Here is a 20,477-nt window from a genome sequence, read left to right as displayed (position 1 = left end):
CGTCATCGCGCGTCATCCGCTCTCCGCGCCGCGGTTACCGTGAGGGAGCGCCGGGCGCCCGCGCGGCCTGAACTCCGAGGAGAGCACGTGTCCGACTACTTCGATCGCGCCGCAGACAAGACCTTCACCCGCGTCTACAAGAACGAGACGCCCGACATCCTCGCCGCGTTCGCCGCCTTCGATCAGGCCGTCTTCGCGACGGAGGGCCGGGAGATCCCGCTGAAGTACCGTGAGCTGATCGCGCTGGCGGTCGGGATCACGACCCAGTGCGTGTACTGCATCGACGGTCACTCGCAGAACGCCGTGCGAGCCGGGGCCACCGAAGCCGAACTCGCCGAGGCCGCCTGGGTGGCCACGGCGATCCGGGCGGGAGGCGGCTACGCGCACGGCCGGCTCGCGTTCAAGCTCGCGGGCGACGCGCGCGCAGAGCACCAGCACTGAGTCCCGAGATGACCACTCCTCTCGAAGACGAAGCCCTCGACTTCATCCGAGCGCTCATCCGCATCGACAGTGTGAACACGGGCGAGGCCGCCACGATCGGCGACGGCGAGACCCGCGCTGCGCTGTTCGTGAAGGAGAAGCTGGAGGAGGTCGGCTACCGCGTCGATCTCGTCGAGCCGCAGGCGGGCCGGGCGAGCGTGGTCGCCCGGTTGGCAGGGTCGGATCCGGATGCCGGAGCCCTGGTCGTACACGCGCACCTCGATGTCGTGCCGGTGGCCGAGGCCGACTGGACCCACCCGCCGTTCGCTGCCGAGATCCATGACGGCATCCTGTACGGGCGGGGCGCGGTCGACATGAAGAACTACGCGGGCACGATCCTCGCGATCGCCCGCGCCTACCGGCGGCAGGGCATCGTGCCCCGGCGAGACCTCATCTTCGCGTTCTTCGCCGACGAGGAGGCCGGGGGAGTATGGGGCGCGCGCTGGATCGTCCGCAACCGTCCCGAGCTGTTCGCGGGTGCGACCGAGGCGATCAGCGAGGTCGGCGGCTTCTCGGTGCCTCTCGCTGACGACCGCCGCGCCTATCTCGTCGCGACCGCCGAGAAGGGCGTGACCTGGGCCACGATCACGGCTCGGGGTCATGCCGCGCACGGCTCGCGGCCGACCCCCGACAACGCCGTCGTGCGCCTCGCTCGTGCGGTGACGGCGGTGGGGGCGCACGAGTTCCCCGTCGTGCGCACACCGGCCCTGAACAGGTTCCTCGAGGTGTTCGGTCAGCACCGCGGCATCCGCTTCTCCGCAGCCGACCTCGACGCCGAACTCGAGAATCTGGGTTTCGTCGCGTCTCTGGTCGGCGCCTCGGCACGCAACACCGTCTCGCCCACCGTGCTGGCCGCGGGCGGCAAGACCAACGTGATCCCCGCCGAGGCGATCGCGCGGCTCGACATCCGGGTGCTGCCAGGGGCGGATGCCGCGCTCCACGAGGAACTGGCGGGGATCGTCGGGGACGACGTCGAGATCGCCTGGGGGCGGCCGGTTCCCGCGATCGACTCTCCTCTGGACGCACCGCTCGTCGATGTCCTTCAGGAGGCGATCACGGCGGAGGATCCCGGCGGTCTCGTCGTGCCGTACCTGCTGCCCGCGAGCACCGACAACAAGCACCTCGCTCAGCTCGGCATCCGCGGCTACGGCTTCGTGCCCCTGCGCGTGCCCGACGATTTCGACGTGTTCGGCGAGTTCCACGCCGCCGACGAGCGGATCCCCGTCGACGCCCTGTACTTCTCGGTCAGGGTGACCGACCAGATCCTCCGGAACGCCTGACCGCTCGCCCCGTCGTGTTACGGGGCGAGCCTCTCGGTTACGGCGTGCGTCGGCCGGTTGCGACGTGTGAATCGCGGCTGGGACGGGCGGTGCAGATGACCCTAGCTTGGCTTCACGCGGCGCACCGGGCGCTGCGGGGAACACGAGGATCATCATGACTGACACCGCCGCTCCGCCCGTCGGCGCCCCGGTCGATCCCGAGATCGACCGTCCCGTCGAGAACCGCACGAAGGTCGATCTCGGCGCCGTGACCGTGGTGCACACCCGCCACTGGTGGCGGTGGACGATCGCCGCGGTGATCGTCTTCGCCGTCGCCCAGTTCGCCTGGAGCCTCGTCACGAACGACCGCTACATGTGGGGCACGTTCGCCGAGTACTTCTTCTCGGGCCCTGTGCTGATCGGCATCGGCTACACGCTGTCGATCACCGCGGTCTCGGCCGTCGTCGGCTTCGTGCTCGGCACGATCATCGCGCTCGGGCGGCTGTCGAAGTCGGTGCTGCTGAGTTCGGCCGCGTGGGGGTACATCTGGTTCTTCCGCTCGGTGCCGCTGGTCGTGCAGATCATCGTCTGGTACAACCTCGGCTACCTGTATCCGACGCTGGGCCTCGGCACCCCCTTCACGACCGACTTCTGGATCGTCGAGTTCCCCACGGTGCAGTTGATCAGTGCCTTCGCCGCGGCGATCCTCGGACTCGGCCTGCACCAGGCCGCCTACTCGGCCGAGATCATCCGCGGCGGACTCATCTCGGTCGACCAGGGGCAGTCGGAGGCTGCAGCGGCCCTCGGCATCCCGGCGGCCAGGCGGCTGTTCCGCATCATCCTCCCGCAGGCGATGCGCTCGATCGTCCCGAACGCGACCAACGAGGTGATCGGCCTGGTCAAGGGCGCATCCGTCGTGTTCGTGATCGCGATCCCCGAGCTGTTCTACGCCGTGCAGGTGATCTACAACCGCAACAGTAGGGTCATCCCGCTGCTGCTCGTCGCGGTGGTCTGGTACACGATCATCACCACGATCCTCAGCGTCGCGCAGTTCTACATCGAACGGCACTTCGCCCGCGGCTCCGTGCGAGCGCTGCCGCCGACTCCGCTCCAGCAGGCTCGGCACTGGATCCGCGTGCAGTGGGCCCGGCTGGGAGACGCGCCGCCGCCCGGAGCGCTCGAGGGCGCTAACGCCCCTGCATTGACGAGCGCATCCCAGCAGGGCAACCGCAACGACGCCAAGTTCGGCAACTCAGGAGCAGCATCATGACCACCGTCGTCGCAGAGACCGCCACCCGCGGACTCGTCGAGATCCATAACGTCCACAAGAGCTACGGCGGGGTCGAGGTGCTGTCCGGCATCGACCTCACCGTGCGGCCCGGCGAGGTGATCGCCCTGCTCGGACCGAGCGGCTCCGGCAAGTCGACACTGCTGCGCACGATCAACCACCTGGAGAGCGTCGACCGCGGATCGGTCACGGTCGACGGCGAACTGATCGGCTACGAGCTCCGCGGCGAGAAGCTGCATGAACTGCACGAGCGCGAGATCCTCCGTCGGCGCACGCAGGTGGGCATCGTGTTCCAGAACTTCAACCTGTTCCCGCACCTCACGGCGCTCGAGAACGTCACCGAGGCGCCGATCGCCCTCAAGCGGCTGACCAAGGACGACGCCCGTGAGCTGGCTCTCGGCCTGCTCGACCGGGTGGGACTCGCCGACAAGGCGGACGCCTATCCGCGTCAGCTCTCCGGCGGCCAGCAGCAGCGCGTCGCGATCGCCAGGGCCCTCGCGCTCAAGCCGAAGGTGCTGCTGTTCGACGAGCCGACGAGCGCACTCGACCCCGAGCTCGTCGGAGAGGTGCTCGACGTCATCCGTGATCTCGCCCAGCTGGGCACGACGCTCATCATCGTCACCCACGAGATCGGCTTCGCCCGTGAGGTGGCCGACCGCGTGGTGTTCCTCGACGGCGGCGTGATCGTCGAACAGGGCCCGCCCGCCGAGGTCCTCACCGCTCCCCAGCATCCGCGTACCCAGGAGTTCCTGGCCAAGGTGCTGGGCTGACCTGCACGACCCGACGCGGCGCCTGACAGCAGGCGCCGCAGCACCACTCACCAAGGAGATTCACATGGCACTCAGCAAGAAGCAGGGCGTCGCGATCGGAGTGGCCGCGGCAGCGGTCATCGCGATCGTCGGCGTCGTGGCCGCCGTCACCCTCAACCGTCCGGCCGAGGCGGTCGCCGACAACGCGACGCCCACACCGGCGGCGACATCGGCCAACGTCTCGGCGGACGACATCGAATGGATCGAGGGAGATGTCGTCCCCGAAGCCGTCGAGGCGCTCAAGAAGAGCGGCTTCGAGCCGATCGAACCGGGCAAGCTCACCGTGGCGGTCGCCGCCTACGTGCCGCCGCTCGCGTACGTGCCGGAAGGCGAGACGCTGCCCGCCGGCACCGAGCCGAACATCGGCAGCCTGATCGCCGAAGGGCTCGGCCTGGAGTACAACCCGGTCGTCGTGGCCTGGGCCGACTGGCCCCTCGGCATCCAGTCCGGCAAGTACGACCTCATCACCTCGAATGTGACGGTCACCGAGGAGCGCAAGGAGCTCTTCGACTTCGCCAGCTACCGTCAAGACCTGCTCGGCTTCTACGTGAAGGCCGACAGCGACATCGAGAAGATCGAGGAAGCGGCGGACATCTCGGGCCTCAAGATCGTCGTGGGCTCCGGCACCAACCAGGAGCAGGTGCTGCTGAAGTGGAATGAAGAGCTCGAAGCCGATGGCAAGGCGCCCGCCGAGCTGCAGTACTACGACGACTACGCGGCGTCTGTTCTCGCTCTGCAGTCGGGACGGGTGGACGCCACCTTCGGCCCGAACGCCACCTCCGCGTGGGCGGCGCGCGAGACCGGCGACACCAAGCTCGTCGGCATCGTCCCCGGCGGCTGGCCGCTCGCGGCCAGCATCGCGGCCGGCACGGCGAAGGGCAACGGGCTGATCGAGCCGGTCAGCATCGTCATCAACAAGCTCATCGCGGACGGCACCTACGCCGAGCTCCTCGACGCCTGGGGCCTCGACTCCGAGGGGATCGAGAAGTCCGAGGTCAACCCGCAGGGACTGCCCAAGTCCTGAGCTTCAGTCAGCACGTGGGCTCTTCGACAGGTTCAGCGACCCACGATCTGGGTGCCTGAGCCTGTCGAAGGCCCGTCCACAGCATCCACCATCTCCGAGAAGGACACAGACATGACCGACCGCGCGCCACTCAGCATCCTCGATCTCTCTCCGTTCGGCGAAGGGTCGACCCCGGGGCAGGGGCTGCGCGACACGATCGAGCTCGCCCGCGTGGCCGAGCGGCTGGGATATCGGCGGTTCTGGCTCGCGGAGCATCACCTGAACCCGGGCGTCGCCGGGGCGGCTCCGCACGTGCTGCTCGCCGCCATCGCCGCGGCCACCGAGCGCATCCGCATCGGGACCGCGGCGACGATCATCGGCAACTACGCCGCGCTTCAGGTCGTCGAGGCCTCAGGCGTCGTCGCCGCTCTGCACCCCGGTCGCTTAGACCTCGGCATCGGACGCTCCGGTTCCAGCGGCGCCGCCGCGACGCCTCCTCCCGTCGCGGGCGCAGCTCGCGTCGTCGACGGGCTGCTGCTGCCTGCGGCGAAGCCCTTCGCCTTCGACGCCGCGCGCTTCACGGCGCAGGCGCGGCTGCTGCGCCGCGCCGCGGGCGACGCCGATCGCTTCGAGCAGGACGTGCTCGACATCCTCGCCCTGATCGCCGGCGGCTATGCCGCCCCCGAGGGCGTTCCGATCCACGCGACGCCCGCGGAAGGTCAGGACATTCAGGTCTGGCTGCATGGCAGCACCGCCGGCATCAGCGCCGAGCTCGCCGGACGCCTCGGCCTGCCCTTCGGCGCCAACTACCACGTGGCAGGCAGCTTCGTGCTCGACGCGGTCGACGCATACCGTCGGGCATTCCGTCCCGGAGCGCTCGACGAGCCGCGCGTGATCGTCTCGGCCGATGTGCTGGTGGCCGACACGGCCTCCGAGGCCGAGCGCCTCGGCCGCGGTTACGCTGAATGGGTGCACAGCATCCGCGCAGGTCAAGGCGCCATCGCCTATCCCCGCCCCGAAGACGCGCTCGTCGAGCCGTTCGAGCCCGATTTGCTCGACGTCGTCGCCGATCGTCTGGACACCCGGTTCGTCGGAGATCCGGATGCCGTCGCCGAACGGCTCGCGACGCTGCAGCGCGTGACCGCGGCCGACGAGCTGCTGGTCACCACGATCGCACACGATCCCCGCGACCGCGTGCGCTCCTTCGAGCTGCTCGCCGAGGTGTGGGGACTCGACGCCGCAGCCGAACGGCCGCTCGAGGCGGCCCGTTCATGACGGCATCCGCTGCACCGCAGACCCTCGTCATCAGGATCGCGATGGCCGACGACTACGACCTCGCCGGGCAGGTCACCGAAGAGGCGTACAGCTCGAGCTACTCCGAGCTGTCGCCGGCGTACCTGCGCTCGCTGCGAGACGTCGCCACGCGGGTCGAATCGGGTGATGTCTGGGTCGCGGAAGACGCCGCCGGTGCGATCATCGGCACGGTGTGGGTCCCGCGTCCGGGCGAACGCCTATCGGAGCTCGCCCTGGAAGGGGAACTCGACTTCCGGCAGCTCGCCGTCGCGCCCTCCGCACGGGGACGAGGCATCGGCGAAGCCCTCACCCGGCACGTCATCGCGCTCGCGGTGGAGCGCGGGATCGAGCGGGTCGTGATGAACAGCGGTCCGGAGATGGTCGGTGCGCACGCGCTGTACGCCAAGCTCGGATTCCGCCGGCTGCCCGAGCGCGAGCACCGCATCGAGGTCGAGCCGGGTCGGTTCCTCGACCTGCTGGCCTTCGGGCTGGATCTCTGAGCGCCATTCCGTTCCCACGCATAGCGGGCCAGTTCCCGGCCGTCATCGCGGCGTCGAGTTCGCGGCGCGCGCGCCACCTTCGCGCCGCGCGCGCCGGTCGTCCACCCCCCGCGTCGTGGTGCGTGTGGATGCCGCCTTTTCGGCGGGAGGCGACAATGACGCGCACCTTGGAGATGGGAGAAGGGCAAGAGGGGGATCTGACGTCCGCCGAGCGCCGGTCGTGGCGCCCGTGGTGCGTGCTGATGCCGCCTTTTCGGCGGGAGGCGACAATGACACGCACATCGGAGAAGGGGAGAAGGGCGCAGCGGGGGGGGGGGGGGGCGACAACGGAAACCGCGAGCAGTGCCGCTGGCGGCGTACCGCCGGCGGCACTGACGGTTCGTTCAGGCGGATGAGGATGCTGCGGGCACGATCCCGGCTGCCGACACGAGGCCCTCGACACGAGCGCTCGGCGTCTTCTCCCCGGCTGTGACCGCGATGCGCAGATGGTTCTCGGCCGGCGGCAGTGGGCATGTCGCGAAGTCCGTGTACGCGCAGGGCAGGTTCACCGCCCTGTTGAAGTCGACCACGGTCTCATCCGAGTCCTCGGATACCTCGATCGCGACCATGCGGTTCGCCGCATAGGTGGTGACACCGCTGGTCGCGTCGGTGAACAGCGCGAACAGCGAACCGGGCGCATGGCCAGGGAAGGCGAGGAGCCGGATCGTCTCGTCGCCGATCTCGAACTCGACGTAGCCCGGCGACTCGTAGACGTGCGCGAGCGCATCGACCGCCGCGCCGACCTCGATCGCGCGAGGGGCGATGAAGCGCACGAACCGTGCCGGGATCCGCCATCGCGGATCGGCCGGGTAGGCGGCCGTGCCGGTGTAGGAGCGGAGGAACGGGAAGTCGGCGCGGCGTGGACGCAGGATGTCGCGGCCGCCGCGCTTGGCGATCTCGATCACGCCCTCATCGAAGCCGGCCGTGATGCCGTCGCGCTCGGCGATCGGGCCGAAGCGGTGGGTCCCGCTGATCACGGTGCCGCCGAGCAGCAGCACGTCGTCCTCCGCGAGCTCGACCACCGGGCCCTCCGCTCCGGTGCTCCAGAGCCCTGGGAGACCAGGCACCGCGGTCTTCTCCTCGGACAGCCAGAACAGACCGGTCACCGCGAGGAAGCCGTGCGGGTCGGCGCGCCGCTTCTCGTGCGCGCGGTGCCACTCGTCCCATTCCTGCGCGAACGACGTCTGCGTCGATCGACTCGCCTCGGACTGCAGAGTCATCGCGCCCCCTCGCTCGTCGCACCGGCGAGCTGCGCATCGCGCGAGGGCACCGGAAGACCGAGGTTGTCGCGCAGCGTCGTGCCCTCGTAATCCGTCCGAAGCGAACCGCGCTCCTGCAGCAGCGGCACGACCTGGTCGACGAACTCGTCGAGACCGGCCGGCACGAGGTGCGAGCCGATCACGACGCCATCGCCTCCGTCTTCCTGCACGAAGGCGTCGAGCTGATCGGCGATCTGCGCGGCGGTGCCGACGTACGCGGCCTTGCCCGAGACCTCGTGCGCGAGCCCGCGCAGCGTGAGCCCGCGTTCGTCGGCCAGCTCCCGCCACTTCCGCACGGTCTCGAAACGGTCCTGGAACACGAAGGCCCGCCCCTGGATGATGGGCGGAGCCTGCGGATCGGGATCGATGTCGGGCAGCGGCCCATCGGGGTCGTAGGCCGACAGGTCGCGGTTCCACACCTGCTCGAAGGTGACCTGGATGGTCTTGTCCGTGAGCTGCTGCTCGCGGATGTCGCGCGCCTTCTCCTCGGCGTCGGCCTTCGAGTCGCCGATCACGAAGGCCGCGGCCGGGAGGATCTTGATCTCGTCGGGTCCGCGGCCGAAGCGGGCCGCCCGCTCCTTGATGTCGGCGTAGAACGCCTTGCCCTCGGCGAGTGACGCGTAGGGTGAGAAGATGGCGTCCGCCGTGGATGCCGCGAAGTCGCGTCCCTGCGGCGAGACTCCGGCCTGCACGATCACCGGCCGGCCCTGCGGACTGCGCGGAACCGTGAAGCGGCCCGCGATGTCGAACTGGGTGCTGTTCTGCGCGAAGGCGCCGGCGGCGGCGTCCGCGAGGAACTCGCCAGAGGCCTTGTCGGCGACGATCGCGTCGTCCGCCCAGGAGTCCCACAGCCGGCGGATCGCGGCGACCGTCTCCTCGGCGCGCACATAGCGCTCGCTGTGCGGCAGGAATCCGCCGCGGCGGAAGTTCGCTCCGGTGAACGCGTCGAACGAGGTGACGACGTTCCAGCCGGCGCGGCCGCCGGACAGGTGATCGAGGCTGGCGATCTGCCGAGCCAGCTCGTACGGCTCGTTGAACGTCGCGTTCAGGGTGCCGACGAGGCCGATGTGCTCGGTCACGGCGGCCAGGGCCGCAAGCACCGGAAGGGTGTCGGGGCGTCCGGCGATGTCGTGGTCGAAGATGCGACCTGCGCGTGCTCGCAGCGCGAGGCCTTCCGCGAGGAAGAAGTAGTCGAATCGGCCGCGCTCGGCGGTCTGCGCGACGTGCCGGAACGTGGAGAAGTCGATCTGGCTTCCCGCTTCAGGATGCTCCCACAGGGTGTGCTCGTTGACCCCTCCGACGTAGGCGGCGAGGATGATCTGCTTCTTTGTCATGTCGGCTCCAGGAGATCTCAGACGGTGGCGTAACGGCTGGGCAGGTGCTCGGTCAGCCCGAGCAGGCCGCGCAGGGTGCCGGCCTCGTAGCGGTCGTGGAAGAGCCCGCGGGCACGCAGCTCGGCGGTGAAGGCGCCGGCGATGCGCGGGAGGTCGTCGGTGGCCACCCCAGGGCGCAGCCGCACCCCTGCGTAGCCGATCTCCCCGAGCTGGGCGACGAGGTCGGCGAGCTCGGATGCCGACCCCGTGAAGATCCGGGTGTCGCTCGTGAGCGGGCGGCCGAGCGCGTCGAGGCGTCGCAGCCGCTCGTCGGCGGGCTCGCCTCCCGGTTCGTCGAGGAGCACGAGGATGTCGGCGAACACCTGCAGCGGCTCGCCGTCGCGTTCGCCGGCGGCGACGGCATCCGCCTCGATGGCGGACACCTCGTCGAGGATGCTCTGCGCGTGGACGGCATCCGCCGGGGTGACGAAGACCGCGTCGGCGGAGCGCGCGGCCAGCCGGTAGGGGATGTCGTTGTGCGCGAGCGCGACGACGACCGGCTGACCCTGCGGCGGACGGGGCGTGATCGACGGCCCGCGGACGCTGAACCACCGGCCCTCGAAGTCGATCTGGTGCACCTTGTCGGCGTCGAGGAACCGGTCGGTGCCGACATCGCGGATCTCGGCATCGTCCTCCCAGCTGTCCCAGAGCCGCCGCACGACCTCTACGGCGTCCGCAGCCTCGTCGAAGAGCTCGACGGCGAAATCACGGAACCCCGGCGACGTCCACTCGATCTCGGTGCCGGGGTGCGCGCGGCGGCCGAAGTGGGCCGTCTCGTCGGCGCGCCCTGACACCTTCACCTGCCAGCCGGCACGGCCCTCGCTGGTGTAGTCGAGGGTGGCGATGGCCTTGGAGACGTGGAAGGGCTCGGTGTGCGTCACGGTCGCGGTCGGGATCAGGCCGATGCGGCCGGTCACCGGCGCCACGCGCGAGGCGATCAGCACCGCGTCGAGGCGTCCTCTCACCTCGTCGGTGCGGTCGTCGGGTCCGAGGGGATCGGAGGACTGCAGCGCGAGCGAGTCCTCGATCGTGACGAAGTCGAGCAGACCGTCTTCCGCGGTGCGGACGAGGTCGAGCCAGTACTGCGGGGTGAAGAGCTCGTCGGGGCGTGAGGACGGCTCGCGCCAGGCGGCGGGATGCCAGCCGGCTCCGTCGAGGGCGACGCCGATGCGAAGTCGTGAGGTCATGTGCGGTGCTCCTTGTCTGCGGGGTCGAGTGTCTAGGCGGCGGTCGAAGCGAGGGCGGATGCCGCGGGCGCCCAGCCGAGGCGAGGCAGGACGGCGTGGCGGATGTCGGAGAGGATCTGGCGGTAGTCGTCGAGCGACAGGGCGTACGGCAGGGCGACGCGCAACTCGGTGAGGCCGTCGATCGAGGGATCTGCCAGCAGCCGTTCCGCGATCTCGTCGGCGGTGCCGAACAGATCCTCCTGGAACAGGTGGCCGTTCGTGGCCTGCTCGGTCCGTGCCTGCCGGCTCTCCGCGAACGCGGTGTAGCGCTCGCGCTGCGCCGTCGTCGCGCTGTCGATCGGCAGGATGACTCTTTCGACGCCGACCGCCGGGGCGCCGGGGCCGGTGTGGTGCGCGTAGTAGTCGTCGATGTGCGCGCGCTGGGCAGTCTCGAAGTCGTCGGCGCCGCCGGCAGCCGTGATGTTGCCGAGCAGGAGCTTGAGCCCCTGCTCGGCCGCCCAGCGCACCGACCGGGCGGAGCCGCCGCCCAGCCAGACCCGTTCTCGCAGCCCCTGGATGTGCGGCTGCACACGAGGGGTCTGCGGACCATAGGGGGTGTGGATGTCCTCGCCCAGGGGGCGGCCCTCGAGCGCCTCGAGGAACCGGGCGATCAGCACGTAGGCGTCGATGTCGCCCTCGTCCTCGATCCGGCCGAGGTGTCGCAGCAGCGCACCGTGCGGTGCGGACGAGCTGATCCCGACGTTGAGCCGGCCCTTCGACAGCGCGTCGACCGTGCCGAAGTCCTCGGCGAGCCGGAACGGCGTCTCGTAGCCCAGCGGCACGACCGCGGTCTCGAGGCGGATGGCCTCGGTGCGCTGCGTCGCGGCGGCGAGGAAGGTCAGCGCCGACGAGACTCCGCGCTCCAGGTGACGCTGGCGGATGCCGGCGACCTGCAGCCCGATCTCCTCCGCGAACTCGAACAGCCGCAGCGTGTCCTCGAGCCCGGTCGCCGGATCGGTCTCCGGGTAGTTGCCCGCCAGCGTGAAGCCGGCCTCGATGATCTTCGGCGTCGTCATCAGCTCGCGTCCTTCCAGGCGGCGACCAGAGAGTTCAGTCGCGAGTCCGCGCCGAAGGTGACGTCGTGCACCGTGGTCTGCGTGGACAGGATCGAGGTGAGTTCGTGCACCGGGATCTGGTAATACTGCGAGGCGATGCGCGCCTGAGCGTCGGCGAGGATCTTGTCGCGCGCGGCGGTGTCTCCCGCGGCGAGCTGACCCTGCAGCAGCGCCTCGAGCTCGGGGTCGTCGATGTTGAGCTTGGTGGTCGCGGCCGAGTACTGGGTGCGCAGGACGTCGCCGTCGGCGCGAGACAGGTTGCCCCACACGATGTCGAAGTCACCGGACGCCTGCTTCTCGAGGAACTCGGGCACAGTGCTGCCTTCGAGCTCGACGTCGATGCCGACGGCCTTGAGCTGCTGCTGGATCAGCTCGAGAGAGGTCTGGTTGGGCCCGAAGTTCGTGATCCAGGCGAGCTGGAGGGTGAGCGGCTGGCCGTCCTTGGTGCGGATGCCGTCGGAGCCCTCGGTCCAGCCGGCCTTCTCGAGAAGCTCGGCGGCGTGGTCGGGGTCGTAGGAGAAGTGCTTGCTCTCGTCGGCCCACGACGGGGTGTTCTTCGCGAGAGCGCTGGTGGCGACGTTGAAGAGGTCGTTCAGCGCGGTGTCACGGACGACCTTCGGATCGATCGCCGCCGAGATGGCCTCGCGCACCGCGATGTCCGACACGATCGGGCGGGCGAGGTTGAAGGAGAGCCCGAAGCTGATGCCGGGGTTGCCGCGCGACACGAGCGGGTAGCCCGCATCCTGCAGCGTCTGCACGTCGGTCGGCTGCACGCCGCCGATCACGTCGACCTGGTCGCTCGTGAGACTGCCGGTGCGCACGCTCGCCTCGGGGACGATCTGGAACGTCACGGTGTCGAGGTGCGCGCGGCCGTCGTTGCCGAGCGCCTCCGGCGCCCAGGCGTAGTCCTCGCGTGCGGCGAGAACGGTCTCGACGTCCTTCGTGTAGGTGTCGAGGGTGAACGGTCCGGTTCCGACGACCGCCTTGCCGTCCGCCCGATCCGCGAACGGGACAGCGAGCGTCGCATCGCCGACGATGCCGAGTCCCACGGCCGCGGTCGAGTTGGGGAAGGCGGCGTTCGGGGTCGAGAAGTCGACCTCGACCGTGTCGTCGTCGATGACCTTGGTCTCCTGATAGCCGACGAAGCTGCTGACGGACTGGCTCAGGGCGCCCGCGGCGATGATGTCGTCGAACGTCGCCTTGACGTTCGCCGCGGTGAAGGGTGTGCCGTCGGAGAAGGTGACGTCGTCCCGCAGCTCGAACGTGAAAGCCGTCGCGTCGTCGTTGGCGGTGTACGAGGTCGCGAGCCACGGCTCGAGCTCGCCCGTGTCGGGGTTCTGGTACAGCAACGAGTCGACCAGCTGACGGGTCACGTACCAGGTGTCGTTTCCGGAGCCGATGCCCGAGGGGTTCAGCGAGATCGGGTCGTTGGCGATCGCGAAGGTGAGGTCGCCGCCGTCCACGGGCGTCGCGGCATCGTCCTGCGGGGCGCTCGCGGGGGCGGCACCGGCGCACGCGCTGAGGGCGAGTCCGGCAGCGACGGCGATCGAGGCGGAAAGCGCGACGCGGCCGCGCAGAGGGTGTCGGGTGCGGGTCATGATGGCTCCTAGGTGGGGGTGCAGGTGGGTCAGAGGGCGGCCTGGAGGCGGCCGGGGATCGCGTCGAGGAGTGTGCGGGTGTATTCGGCGCTCGGGTTCTCGAAGATCTCCTCCGCGGGGCCGAGCTCGACGAGCCGGCCGCGCTGCATGACGCCGACGGTGTGAGCGATCTGCCGCACCACGGCGAGGTCGTGCGAGATGAAGAGATAGCTGAGTCCGAACTCGCGCTGGATCGTGCCGAGCAGCGTGAGGATCTGGTGCTGGATCGACACGTCGAGCGCAGACACGGGCTCGTCGAGCACGATGAGCTCGGGCGAGAGGGCGAGTGCGCGGGCGATCGCGACCCGCTGGCGCTGACCGCCGGAGAGCTCGGCCGGACGTCGGTGCAGCGCGGACGAGGGCAGGGCCACGACGTCGATGAGCTCGGCGGCTCGGCTGCGGCGCTGCGCAGCCGAGCCCAGCCGGAACGCCTGCAGAGGGTCGGCGACGATCTCCTCGACGGTCAGGCGCGGGTTGAGAGCCGCGTACGGGTTCTGCTGCACGAGCTGGATCCGTCGGCGCAGCTGGCGCAGGCCTCCGCCGCGCAGATCCGTGACGTCAGCGCCGTCGATGCGGATGCGGCCGGAAGTGGGGTCGGCCAGACGCAGGGCGAGGCGCGCGGTGGTGGTCTTTCCCGATCCGGATTCCCCGACGAGGGCGAGCGTCCGCCCGCGCTCGATGCGGAAGCCCACGCCGTCGACGGCGCGCTGCACGGCGCCGCCCGACCCTGGCAGCGGGAACTCCTTCACGAGCCCCTCGACCTCGAGCACGGGCCCTGCGGGGTGCCGGGCGCCGTCCGCGGTCTCTCGCACCGCGAAGGGATCGCCGGCGCGTCCCTGCAGCACGAGCGGCGGACGCTCGGATGAGGTGATCGGCTCGCGCCGGGCATTCAGGCTGGGAGCGGCGGCGATCAGCTGGCGGGTGTACGGATGCTGAGGCGTGAGCAGCACCTGCTCCGGTGTGCCCTCCTCGACGATCTCGCCCTGGGACATCACGACGATCCGGTCGGCACGATCCCCCGCGACTCCGAGATCGTGAGTGATGAGCAGCAGGCTCGAGCCGCGCTCGCGCTTGAGGTGGTCGAGGTGGTCGAGGATCTGCCGCTGCACCGTGACGTCGAGCGCGCTGGTCGGCTCGTCGGCGATGATCAGCTCGGGGTCGGCGACGATCGCGATCGCGATGAGCACACGCTGGCGCATGCCTCCGGAGAGCTCGTGCGGATACTGGCGGGCCCGCAGCGCCGCGTCGGGGAGCCCCGCCCGTTCGAGCGCCTCCACCGCTCGCTCTGCGGCATCGCGCCGCCCGGCGAGACCGTGCACGCGCAGGACCTCGGCGACCTGTTCGCCGATGCGCTTCACGGGGTTGAGGCTGACCGTGGGGTCCTGCGGCACGAATCCGATCCGGCGCCCGCGGACCGTGCGCAGCGCGGAGCGCGAGGCGGTGGCGAGATCGGCGTCGCCGAAGCGGATGGCGCCGGAGGCGATCCGCGCGGCGTCGGGGAGCAGGCGGATCACGGCGTGCACGGTCGTCGACTTGCCCGATCCTGACTCGCCGACGATCGCGACGGTCTCACCGGGTGCGACGGAAAGGCTCACATCCCGCACCGCCTCGATGGCGCCGCGCGGGGTGCGGTAGGTCACCGACAGCCCGTCGATCTCGAGCAGCGACGTCTGAGCGGTCATCTTGTGGCTCCTTCGGAGTCGAGCCCGCGCGCCAGCCGGTTCGCGGCGAGCACGGTGAGGGCGATGGTGAGGCCGGGGAGCGTGGTGAGCCACCAGGCGTTTCGCAGGAAGTCGCGGCCACCGGACACGAGCGCGCCCCACTCGGGCGCCGGCGCCGGCGCGCCGTAGCCGAGGAAACTGAGCGCCGAGACGGCGAGGATGGCCCCGCCGAACTCGAGCACGCCGAGCACGATGACAGGGCCCGTCGAGTTGGGCAGCACGTGGCGCACGAGCACCCGGAGCCAGCCGTTGCCGGATGCCCTGGCCGCCTCGATGTACGGCGAGCTGCGCACCTTGATGACCTCGGAGCGCATGATGCGCGACACCGATGCGACGCTCGCGACGCCGACCGCGATCGCCACGTTGACCGTGCCGAAGCCGAGCGCGGTGATGAGGGCGAGTGAGAGCAGCAGCCCGGGGATCGCCAGCAGCACGTCGGCGGCGCGCATGATGACGGCATCCGTCCGTCCGCCGGCGAACCCGCTGAGCAGGCCCAGCGCGGAACCCGCGATCAACCCGACGGCGACGGCGATCGCGGCCGCGCTGATGGTGAGGGACGTGCCGTGGACCACGCGCGTGTACAGGTCGCGCCCGATCTGGTCGGTGCCGAACCAGTGCGCCGCGGACGGGCCCTGCAGGTTCTCGGCGGGGACGCCGGCGAGCGGATCGCCGGGTGCGAGGACGCCGGGCCAGACAGCGGCGACGATCACGACGAGCAGCCAGAGCAGAGCGAGGGCGGCGGCGGGGCGACGGGCAAGCCAGCCCAGTGCGCGCGCCCACCGCGTGCGGGAGCCGGAGCGGGAGGCGCGGTCGGCGACGGCATCCGCGAACCGATCGGCGGACGTCGCGCCGAATCCTTCCGCGGGATGCTGGGCGCTGTCGGGCAACAGCGCGGCGGTCTCGCTCATCGTGCGTCCTCCAGTACGGCGTCGATGTCGGGGACGGGGGCCTCCGCGGCCTCGGCGGTCGGTGCGACGGCGGGGGAGGCGGGGGCCTGACGGCGGCGGCGCGGTGCCGCCGTCAGCTGGATGCGCGGGTCGAGCAGCGGGTAGACGAGGTCGACCGCGAGATTGGCGAGCACGAACGCCGCGGCCGCGAACAGCACGATGCCCTGCACGACGGGGATGTCCTGCTGCTGCACCGCCGATGCGGTGACGCGGCCGATGCCGGGGCGGGAGAACACGGTCTCCGTCACCACGGTGCCGCTGAGCAGCTGTCCGACGATGAGCCCGGTCATGGTGATCGCAGGCAGGGCCGCGTTGCGAAGGGCGTGCCGCAGGTGCACCCGACGGCGGTCGGCGCCCTTGGCCTTCGCGGTGTCGATGTACGGCTCGCGGAGAGAGGTCGCCAGACTCTTCGACAGCAGCTGGGCGATCATCGCACCGGTGGGCAGGGCCAGCGTGATCGAGGGCAGCACCAGGGAGGCGATGCTCTTGTCGCCCATGGCCGGGAAGAGCGGCAGCTGGAACGAGAACCACTGGATGAGCATCAGACCGAACCAGAACGACGGGATCGCGACGCCGAGCGGAGGCAGCCCGAGCAACAGCGTCGACAGCGCCCGGCTGCGGACGTAGGTGGCGAGCACGGCGAGTCCGGTGCCGGTCAGCACCGCGAGCAGGAAGCCGAGCCCGGCGAGCTGCAGCGTCGGCGGGATGGCCTCGCCGATCACCTGCGCGACCGGCCGGCCGGTGGCGATCGAGCTTCCGAAGTCTCCCGTGAGCACGCCGCCGAGACGGAGCAGATACTGCACGACGAGCGGCTGATCGAGACCGTAGTGCGCCTTCAGCTCGGCGAGCTGCTCGGGGGTGATGTCGCTCGCGTCGCCACCGGCGAGCAGGGCGACGGGATCGCTCGGCAGCGCGTACAGCACGATGAACGAGACGGTGTAGGCCGCCCAGAGCACGAGCAGCGACTGGCCGAGCCGTGAGGAGACATAGCGCGCGATCGTCGATGCGGGTCTGGTCGCAGCGGGCATGGCGGGGCTCCTTCCGTGGTTGCAGCGATGGTGCGGCGGGATGCCGATGGGCGATGTTCTCACCGTCTGGACGCTCTTCCGAGGCCGAGGGTCATGTGCTGACGCGCGCGGTCGGAGAACGACTCCGACCGTTACGCGCCGACGCGTTCGGTCATGAGGCGACACAGTGGGCATCGATCGGCACCCGGCCGCACGGCGTGCTCCTAACGTGGGGGCACGCCAGATCGACACCTCGACGAAACGGAAGATCCATGTCGCACACGCCTTCAGAGGACGTCCTCGACAACCCGGCCTGGCACGCGCTCACCGGGCCGCACGCCTCCTTCGCGATCGGCGACGACCTCGCGCGGCGCTACCCGTCGGAAGTCGCCCCCTTCGTCGCGGTCCGCACGTGGGAAGACCCACGGGTCTGGCAGGCGCTCACGGAGCTGGTGGGGCCAGGCGAGGAGATCGGCATCTCCGGAGCCGATCCCGATCTCCCCGAAGGGTGGGAGGAGCTGGGCCGCGGAGACGGCGTGCAGCTCGTGCAGACGGATGCTCTGCACGCCCGCCCCGACGAGGAGGCCGTGCTGCTGGGGGCCGAGGACGTGCCCGAGATGCTCGCGCTCGTCGAGCGCAACCAGCCGGGGCCCTTCCGCCCTCGCACCCACGAACTCGGCCGCTACATCGGCATCCGCCGCGAGGGCAAGCTGATCGCGATGGCGGGCGAGCGCCTGCACCCCGAGGGATGGACCGAGATCAGCGCGGTCGCCACGGATGCCGAGCATCGTGGACAGGGCATCGCCTCGCGGCTCGTGCTCGACGTCGCCTTCCACATCCAGCAGCGCGGCGACCGCGCCCTGCTGCACGCCGCGGCGACCAACGTCGGCGCGATCCGCGTCTACGAGCGGCTGGGCTTCGCCCTGCGCCGCCGCACGACCTTCCTCGCGGTGCGAACGCCTGTCGGCGACCGCATCCTCGCGGGCTGAAAGAACCCGCAGGACCCGCGTCCTGCTGATCGAAAGGAACGACCGATGACCGAGAAGGTGCACATCGCCGTCGCGCTCGACGGTGCGGGCTGGCACCCTGCTGCCTGGCGCGAGCCCACGGCGCGACCGACCGAGCTCACCACGCCGGGTTACTGGCGCGACCTCGTGCGCGCAGCCGACGACGCGGGACTCGTGCTCGCGACCATCGAAGACGCGCTCACGCTCGAGGGCCGCACGACGGAGTCGGATGCCGGCATCCGCCGCGACCGCGTGCGGGGACGCCTCGATGCACTGCTCGTCGCCTCGTTCCTCGCCCCGCTCACGCGGCGGATCGGCCTGGTGCCGACTCTCACCACGACGCATCCCGAGCCGTTCCACCTCGCCACCGGCCTGCAGACCCTCGATCACGCGAGCCTCGGACGAGCCGGCGCGCGCATCGTCGCCGGCTCCTCTCCGCAGGAGCGGGCGAACTTCGGCCGTCGCAGCGACGGACCGGCAGGTTTTCCTGCATCCGGTCGCGTCGAAGACGATCCGGCGTGGGAAGCCGCCTTCCGCGAGGCGGGTGAGGTCGTCGAGGCCATCCGCGTGCTCGCCGACTCCTGGGAGGACGACGCGATCATCCGCGACGTCGAGTCCGGCCGCTTCCTCGATCGGGAGCGCGTGCACAACGCCGACTTCGAGGGGGAGTTCTTCTCGATCACGGGCGCCTCGATCGTGCCGCGCTCGCCGCAGGGGCAGCCGCTGATCACGGCCCTGGCGCACCAGAGCATCCCCTATCGGTTCGCCGCGGAGCACGCGGACGTGGTGTTCATCACCCCGCGAGATGCCGAGGATGCCGCGTCGATCATCGTCGAGGTCGCTCGGGCCGCGGCAGAGGTGCGCGAGGAGTCGGAGCCGCTGCGCGTGTTCGCGGACCTCCTCGTGCTGATCGAGGACACCACGCAGCAGGCGCACGCGACCTGGAACCGCCTCGAGGAGCGCGCGCAGATCTCCACCGACGCGCGCGTCGTGATCGGCACGGCCGAGACGGTGGCCGATGAGATCCGCGCCCTCGCCACCGCCGGAGTCGACGGCATCCGCCTGCGCCCTGCCCGCCTGCCCGCCGATCTCGTGGCGATCACCGAGCAGCTGGTCCCGCTGCTCGAGGCCGCGGGGGTCCTGCACCAGGACGACGGCGCACCCACCCTGCGGCAGCGGCTCGGATTGCCCCGCCGCGTCAGCCGCTTCGCCGCACAGGAGGTCTTCGCATGAGCCGCCGCATCCATCTCGCCGCGCACTTCCCCGGTGTGAACAACACCACGGTGTGGACCGACCCGACGGCGGGAAGCCAGATCGACTTCTCGTCGTTCGAGTACTTCGCGCGGAACGCCGAGCGGGGACTGTTCGACTACCTGTTCCTGGCAGAGGGGCTGCGGCTCCGCGAGCACCGAGGCCGCATCCACGACCTCGATGTGCTCGGCCGCCCGAACACCCTGGCGATCCTCGCGGCGCTCGCCGGGGTCACCGAGAACATCGGCCTCGTCGGCACGCTGAGCACGACGTTCAACGAGCCCTACGAACTGGCGCGCCAGCTCGCGACTCTCGACCATCTCTCGAACGGCCGGGCTGGATGGAACGCCGTCACCAGCTCCGACGCGTTCCACGGAGCCAACTTCCGCCGCGGCGGTTTCCTCGACCATGGCGACCGCTACCGGAGGGCGGCCGAGTTCGCCGAGCTGTCGAAGCGGCTGTGGTCGTCGTGGCGCGAAGACGCGATCATCGCGGATGCCGAGACCGGCGAGTTCCTGCGTCGCGACGCCGTCGAGCAGGTCGTGCACACCAGCGACCTGTTCGACATCGACGCGCGCTTCGACGTGCCGCGCTCCCCGCAGAACCGCCCCCTCATCGTGCAGGCGGGTGATTCGGCCGACGGCCGCGATTTCGCCACGGCGCACGCCGACGTGATCTTCTCGCTGCACACCGAGTTCGAGGATGCGCAGGATTTCTACCGCGATGTGAAGGGCCGTCTGGCTGCGGTGGGGCGTCAGGAGGACGACCTCAAGATCCTGCCCGCAGCATCCTTCGTGCTGGGCGACACTCTCGAGGAGGCGCGCGAGCGCTCGCGCGAGATCGCGCTCGCCCAGGTGCGCCCGGAGACCGCGATCACGTACCTCGAGCAGGTGTGGAACCGCGATTTCAGCGGCTACGACCCCGACGGGCCGTTGCCCGACGTCGATCCGGACACGGGGCCCGAGTCCGCGCAGGGCTTCGCGAATCGACACGCGGCCGTGCGCAGCCGCATCGCCAAGCTCCGCGAGGTCGCCGAGACCGAGAAGCTCAGCATCCGCGATCTGATCATCAGGCTCACCGCGAACCACACCTTCGTCGGCACGCCCGGCCAGGTGGCGGCCGACATCGACCGCTATGTGCAGGAGCGCGCGACCGACGGCTTCACGGTCGTCGGCCACCTCACACCTCACGGGCTCGACGAGTTCACCGACCGGGTCATCCCGCTGCTGCAGGAACGCGGCACGTACCGCGAGTCGTATGAGGAAGGTGCGACACTGCGCGAGACGCTCGGCGTCGCCGGCGAGCCTGTCGCCGTCTGACGGG

Annotated in this window: 18 protein-coding genes; 10 read left to right on the top strand and 8 right to left on the bottom strand. The window is 70.4% G+C overall.

The window, feature by feature from the left end:
- Positions 1–87 precede the first annotated feature (87 nt).
- The 7 genes from RS84_RS02935 (at position 88) to RS84_RS02905 (ending at position 6,632) form a co-directional block, all read left to right on the top strand.
- Positions 88–441 carry a carboxymuconolactone decarboxylase family protein gene (locus RS84_RS02935; RefSeq protein ID WP_045256266.1) on the top strand — a complete coding sequence of 118 codons (354 nt, stop codon included), beginning with the start codon at positions 88–90 and terminating at the stop codon, positions 439–441.
- Between the two features lie 8 nt (positions 442–449).
- Positions 450–1,760 (top strand): M20/M25/M40 family metallo-hydrolase, encoded by a 1,311-nt coding sequence (locus tag RS84_RS02930; protein WP_045256265.1) that lies wholly within the window; start codon positions 450–452, stop codon positions 1,758–1,760.
- Between the two features lie 154 nt (positions 1,761–1,914).
- Positions 1,915–3,009, top strand: coding sequence for an amino acid ABC transporter permease (locus RS84_RS02925; protein ID WP_082062004.1), 1,095 nt, complete (start codon positions 1,915–1,917; stop codon positions 3,007–3,009).
- Positions 3,006–3,797, top strand: a complete 792-nt coding sequence (locus tag RS84_RS02920) for an amino acid ABC transporter ATP-binding protein (protein ID WP_045256264.1) — start codon at positions 3,006–3,008, stop codon at positions 3,795–3,797. Before RS84_RS02925 ends, RS84_RS02920 begins: the two co-directional genes overlap by 4 nt.
- A gap of 64 nt (positions 3,798–3,861) precedes the next feature.
- The gene (locus tag RS84_RS02915; protein ID WP_045256263.1) at positions 3,862–4,860 is read left to right on the top strand and encodes an ABC transporter substrate-binding protein; all 999 of its coding nucleotides are present in this window, start codon (positions 3,862–3,864) and stop codon (positions 4,858–4,860) included.
- A 111-nt stretch (positions 4,861–4,971) separates the two neighbouring features.
- Positions 4,972–6,114 carry an LLM class flavin-dependent oxidoreductase gene (locus tag RS84_RS02910; RefSeq protein WP_045256407.1) on the top strand — a complete coding sequence of 381 codons (1,143 nt, stop codon included), beginning with the start codon at positions 4,972–4,974 and terminating at the stop codon, positions 6,112–6,114.
- Positions 6,111–6,632 carry a GNAT family N-acetyltransferase gene (locus RS84_RS02905; RefSeq protein WP_045256262.1) on the top strand — a complete coding sequence of 174 codons (522 nt, stop codon included), beginning with the start codon at positions 6,111–6,113 and terminating at the stop codon, positions 6,630–6,632. Before RS84_RS02910 ends, RS84_RS02905 begins: the two co-directional genes overlap by 4 nt.
- A gap of 383 nt (positions 6,633–7,015) precedes the next feature.
- On the opposite strand, the gene RS84_RS02900 is transcribed toward RS84_RS02905, so the two are convergent.
- From RS84_RS02900 to RS84_RS02865, 8 genes are read right to left on the bottom strand one after another with little or no spacing between them, the layout of a single operon-like run.
- A complete protein-coding gene (locus RS84_RS02900) occupies positions 7,016–7,891 on the bottom strand; it encodes a DUF1684 domain-containing protein (protein WP_045256261.1) in 876 nt (291 codons plus the stop codon).
- Positions 7,888–9,264 carry an NtaA/DmoA family FMN-dependent monooxygenase gene (locus RS84_RS02895; protein ID WP_045256260.1) on the bottom strand — a complete coding sequence of 459 codons (1,377 nt, stop codon included), beginning with the start codon at positions 9,262–9,264 and terminating at the stop codon, positions 7,888–7,890. The genes RS84_RS02900 and RS84_RS02895 overlap by 4 nt, the downstream gene beginning before the upstream one ends.
- Before the next feature lie 17 nt (positions 9,265–9,281).
- Positions 9,282–10,490, bottom strand: a complete 1,209-nt coding sequence (locus RS84_RS02890; RefSeq protein ID WP_045256259.1) for an LLM class flavin-dependent oxidoreductase — start codon at positions 10,488–10,490, stop codon at positions 9,282–9,284.
- A 32-nt stretch (positions 10,491–10,522) separates the two neighbouring features.
- Positions 10,523–11,545, bottom strand: coding sequence for an LLM class flavin-dependent oxidoreductase (locus RS84_RS02885; protein WP_045256258.1), 1,023 nt, complete (start codon positions 11,543–11,545; stop codon positions 10,523–10,525).
- The gene (locus tag RS84_RS02880) at positions 11,545–13,182 is read right to left on the bottom strand and encodes an ABC transporter substrate-binding protein (RefSeq protein WP_052676185.1); all 1,638 of its coding nucleotides are present in this window, start codon (positions 13,180–13,182) and stop codon (positions 11,545–11,547) included. The genes RS84_RS02885 and RS84_RS02880 overlap by 1 nt, the downstream gene beginning before the upstream one ends.
- Positions 13,183–13,211: 29 nt before the next feature.
- Entirely contained in the window at positions 13,212–14,903 is a 1,692-nt protein-coding gene (locus RS84_RS02875) for a dipeptide ABC transporter ATP-binding protein (protein WP_045256257.1), read from the bottom strand.
- Positions 14,900–15,850 (bottom strand): ABC transporter permease, encoded by a 951-nt coding sequence (locus RS84_RS02870; protein ID WP_045256256.1) that lies wholly within the window; start codon positions 15,848–15,850, stop codon positions 14,900–14,902. Before RS84_RS02870 ends, RS84_RS02875 begins: the two co-directional genes overlap by 4 nt.
- Complete coding sequence (locus tag RS84_RS02865) at positions 15,847–16,917, bottom strand: ABC transporter permease (RefSeq protein WP_052676184.1); 1,071 nt, start codon at positions 16,915–16,917, stop codon at positions 15,847–15,849. Before RS84_RS02865 ends, RS84_RS02870 begins: the two co-directional genes overlap by 4 nt.
- 251 nt (positions 16,918–17,168) lie before the next feature.
- Here RS84_RS02865 and RS84_RS02860 point away from each other — a divergent pair, with 251 nt between their 5' ends.
- From RS84_RS02860 to RS84_RS02850, 3 genes are read left to right on the top strand one after another with little or no spacing between them, the layout of a single operon-like run.
- Positions 17,169–17,885 carry a GNAT family N-acetyltransferase gene (locus RS84_RS02860; protein ID WP_045256255.1) on the top strand — a complete coding sequence of 239 codons (717 nt, stop codon included), beginning with the start codon at positions 17,169–17,171 and terminating at the stop codon, positions 17,883–17,885.
- 45 nt (positions 17,886–17,930) lie between these two features.
- Positions 17,931–19,136, top strand: a complete 1,206-nt coding sequence (locus RS84_RS02855; RefSeq protein ID WP_045256254.1) for an LLM class flavin-dependent oxidoreductase — start codon at positions 17,931–17,933, stop codon at positions 19,134–19,136.
- Entirely contained in the window at positions 19,133–20,473 is a 1,341-nt protein-coding gene (locus RS84_RS02850; RefSeq protein WP_045256253.1) for an NtaA/DmoA family FMN-dependent monooxygenase, read from the top strand. The genes RS84_RS02855 and RS84_RS02850 overlap by 4 nt, the downstream gene beginning before the upstream one ends.
- Positions 20,474–20,477 lie beyond the last annotated feature (4 nt).

Source organism: Microbacterium hydrocarbonoxydans (genome assembly GCF_000956475.1).
GTDB lineage: Bacteria > Actinomycetota > Actinomycetes > Actinomycetales > Microbacteriaceae > Microbacterium > Microbacterium hydrocarbonoxydans_A.
The sequence above is the reverse complement of the archived record's forward strand: the minus strand, read 5'-3'. Positions and strand labels throughout refer to the sequence as shown.

What these genes read in the sequence shown, in the direction of transcription:
- RS84_RS02910 (WP_045256407.1), top strand. Translation starts at nt 4,972, where the DNA reads ATGACCGACCGCGCGCCACTCAGCATCCTCGATCTCTCTCCGTTCGGC.
- RS84_RS02900 (WP_045256261.1), bottom strand. Translation starts at nt 7,891, where the DNA reads ATGACTCTGCAGTCCGAGGCGAGTCGATCGACGCAGACGTCGTTCGCG.
- RS84_RS02860 (WP_045256255.1), top strand. Translation starts at nt 17,169, where the DNA reads ATGTCGCACACGCCTTCAGAGGACGTCCTCGACAACCCGGCCTGGCAC.
- RS84_RS02925 (WP_082062004.1), top strand. Translation starts at nt 1,915, where the DNA reads ATGACTGACACCGCCGCTCCGCCCGTCGGCGCCCCGGTCGATCCCGAG.
- RS84_RS02895 (WP_045256260.1), bottom strand. Translation starts at nt 9,264, where the DNA reads ATGACAAAGAAGCAGATCATCCTCGCCGCCTACGTCGGAGGGGTCAAC.
- RS84_RS02855 (WP_045256254.1), top strand. Translation starts at nt 17,931, where the DNA reads ATGACCGAGAAGGTGCACATCGCCGTCGCGCTCGACGGTGCGGGCTGG.
- RS84_RS02915 (WP_045256263.1), top strand. Translation starts at nt 3,862, where the DNA reads ATGGCACTCAGCAAGAAGCAGGGCGTCGCGATCGGAGTGGCCGCGGCA.
- RS84_RS02885 (WP_045256258.1), bottom strand. Translation starts at nt 11,545, where the DNA reads ATGACGACGCCGAAGATCATCGAGGCCGGCTTCACGCTGGCGGGCAAC.
- RS84_RS02875 (WP_045256257.1), bottom strand. Translation starts at nt 14,903, where the DNA reads ATGACCGCTCAGACGTCGCTGCTCGAGATCGACGGGCTGTCGGTGACC.
- RS84_RS02865 (WP_052676184.1), bottom strand. Translation starts at nt 16,917, where the DNA reads ATGCCCGCTGCGACCAGACCCGCATCGACGATCGCGCGCTATGTCTCC.
- RS84_RS02890 (WP_045256259.1), bottom strand. Translation starts at nt 10,490, where the DNA reads ATGACCTCACGACTTCGCATCGGCGTCGCCCTCGACGGAGCCGGCTGG.
- RS84_RS02880 (WP_052676185.1), bottom strand. Translation starts at nt 13,182, where the DNA reads ATGACCCGCACCCGACACCCTCTGCGCGGCCGCGTCGCGCTTTCCGCC.
- RS84_RS02905 (WP_045256262.1), top strand. Translation starts at nt 6,111, where the DNA reads ATGACGGCATCCGCTGCACCGCAGACCCTCGTCATCAGGATCGCGATG.
- RS84_RS02850 (WP_045256253.1), top strand. Translation starts at nt 19,133, where the DNA reads ATGAGCCGCCGCATCCATCTCGCCGCGCACTTCCCCGGTGTGAACAAC.
- RS84_RS02930 (WP_045256265.1), top strand. Translation starts at nt 450, where the DNA reads ATGACCACTCCTCTCGAAGACGAAGCCCTCGACTTCATCCGAGCGCTC.
- RS84_RS02870 (WP_045256256.1), bottom strand. Translation starts at nt 15,850, where the DNA reads ATGAGCGAGACCGCCGCGCTGTTGCCCGACAGCGCCCAGCATCCCGCG.
- RS84_RS02920 (WP_045256264.1), top strand. Translation starts at nt 3,006, where the DNA reads ATGACCACCGTCGTCGCAGAGACCGCCACCCGCGGACTCGTCGAGATC.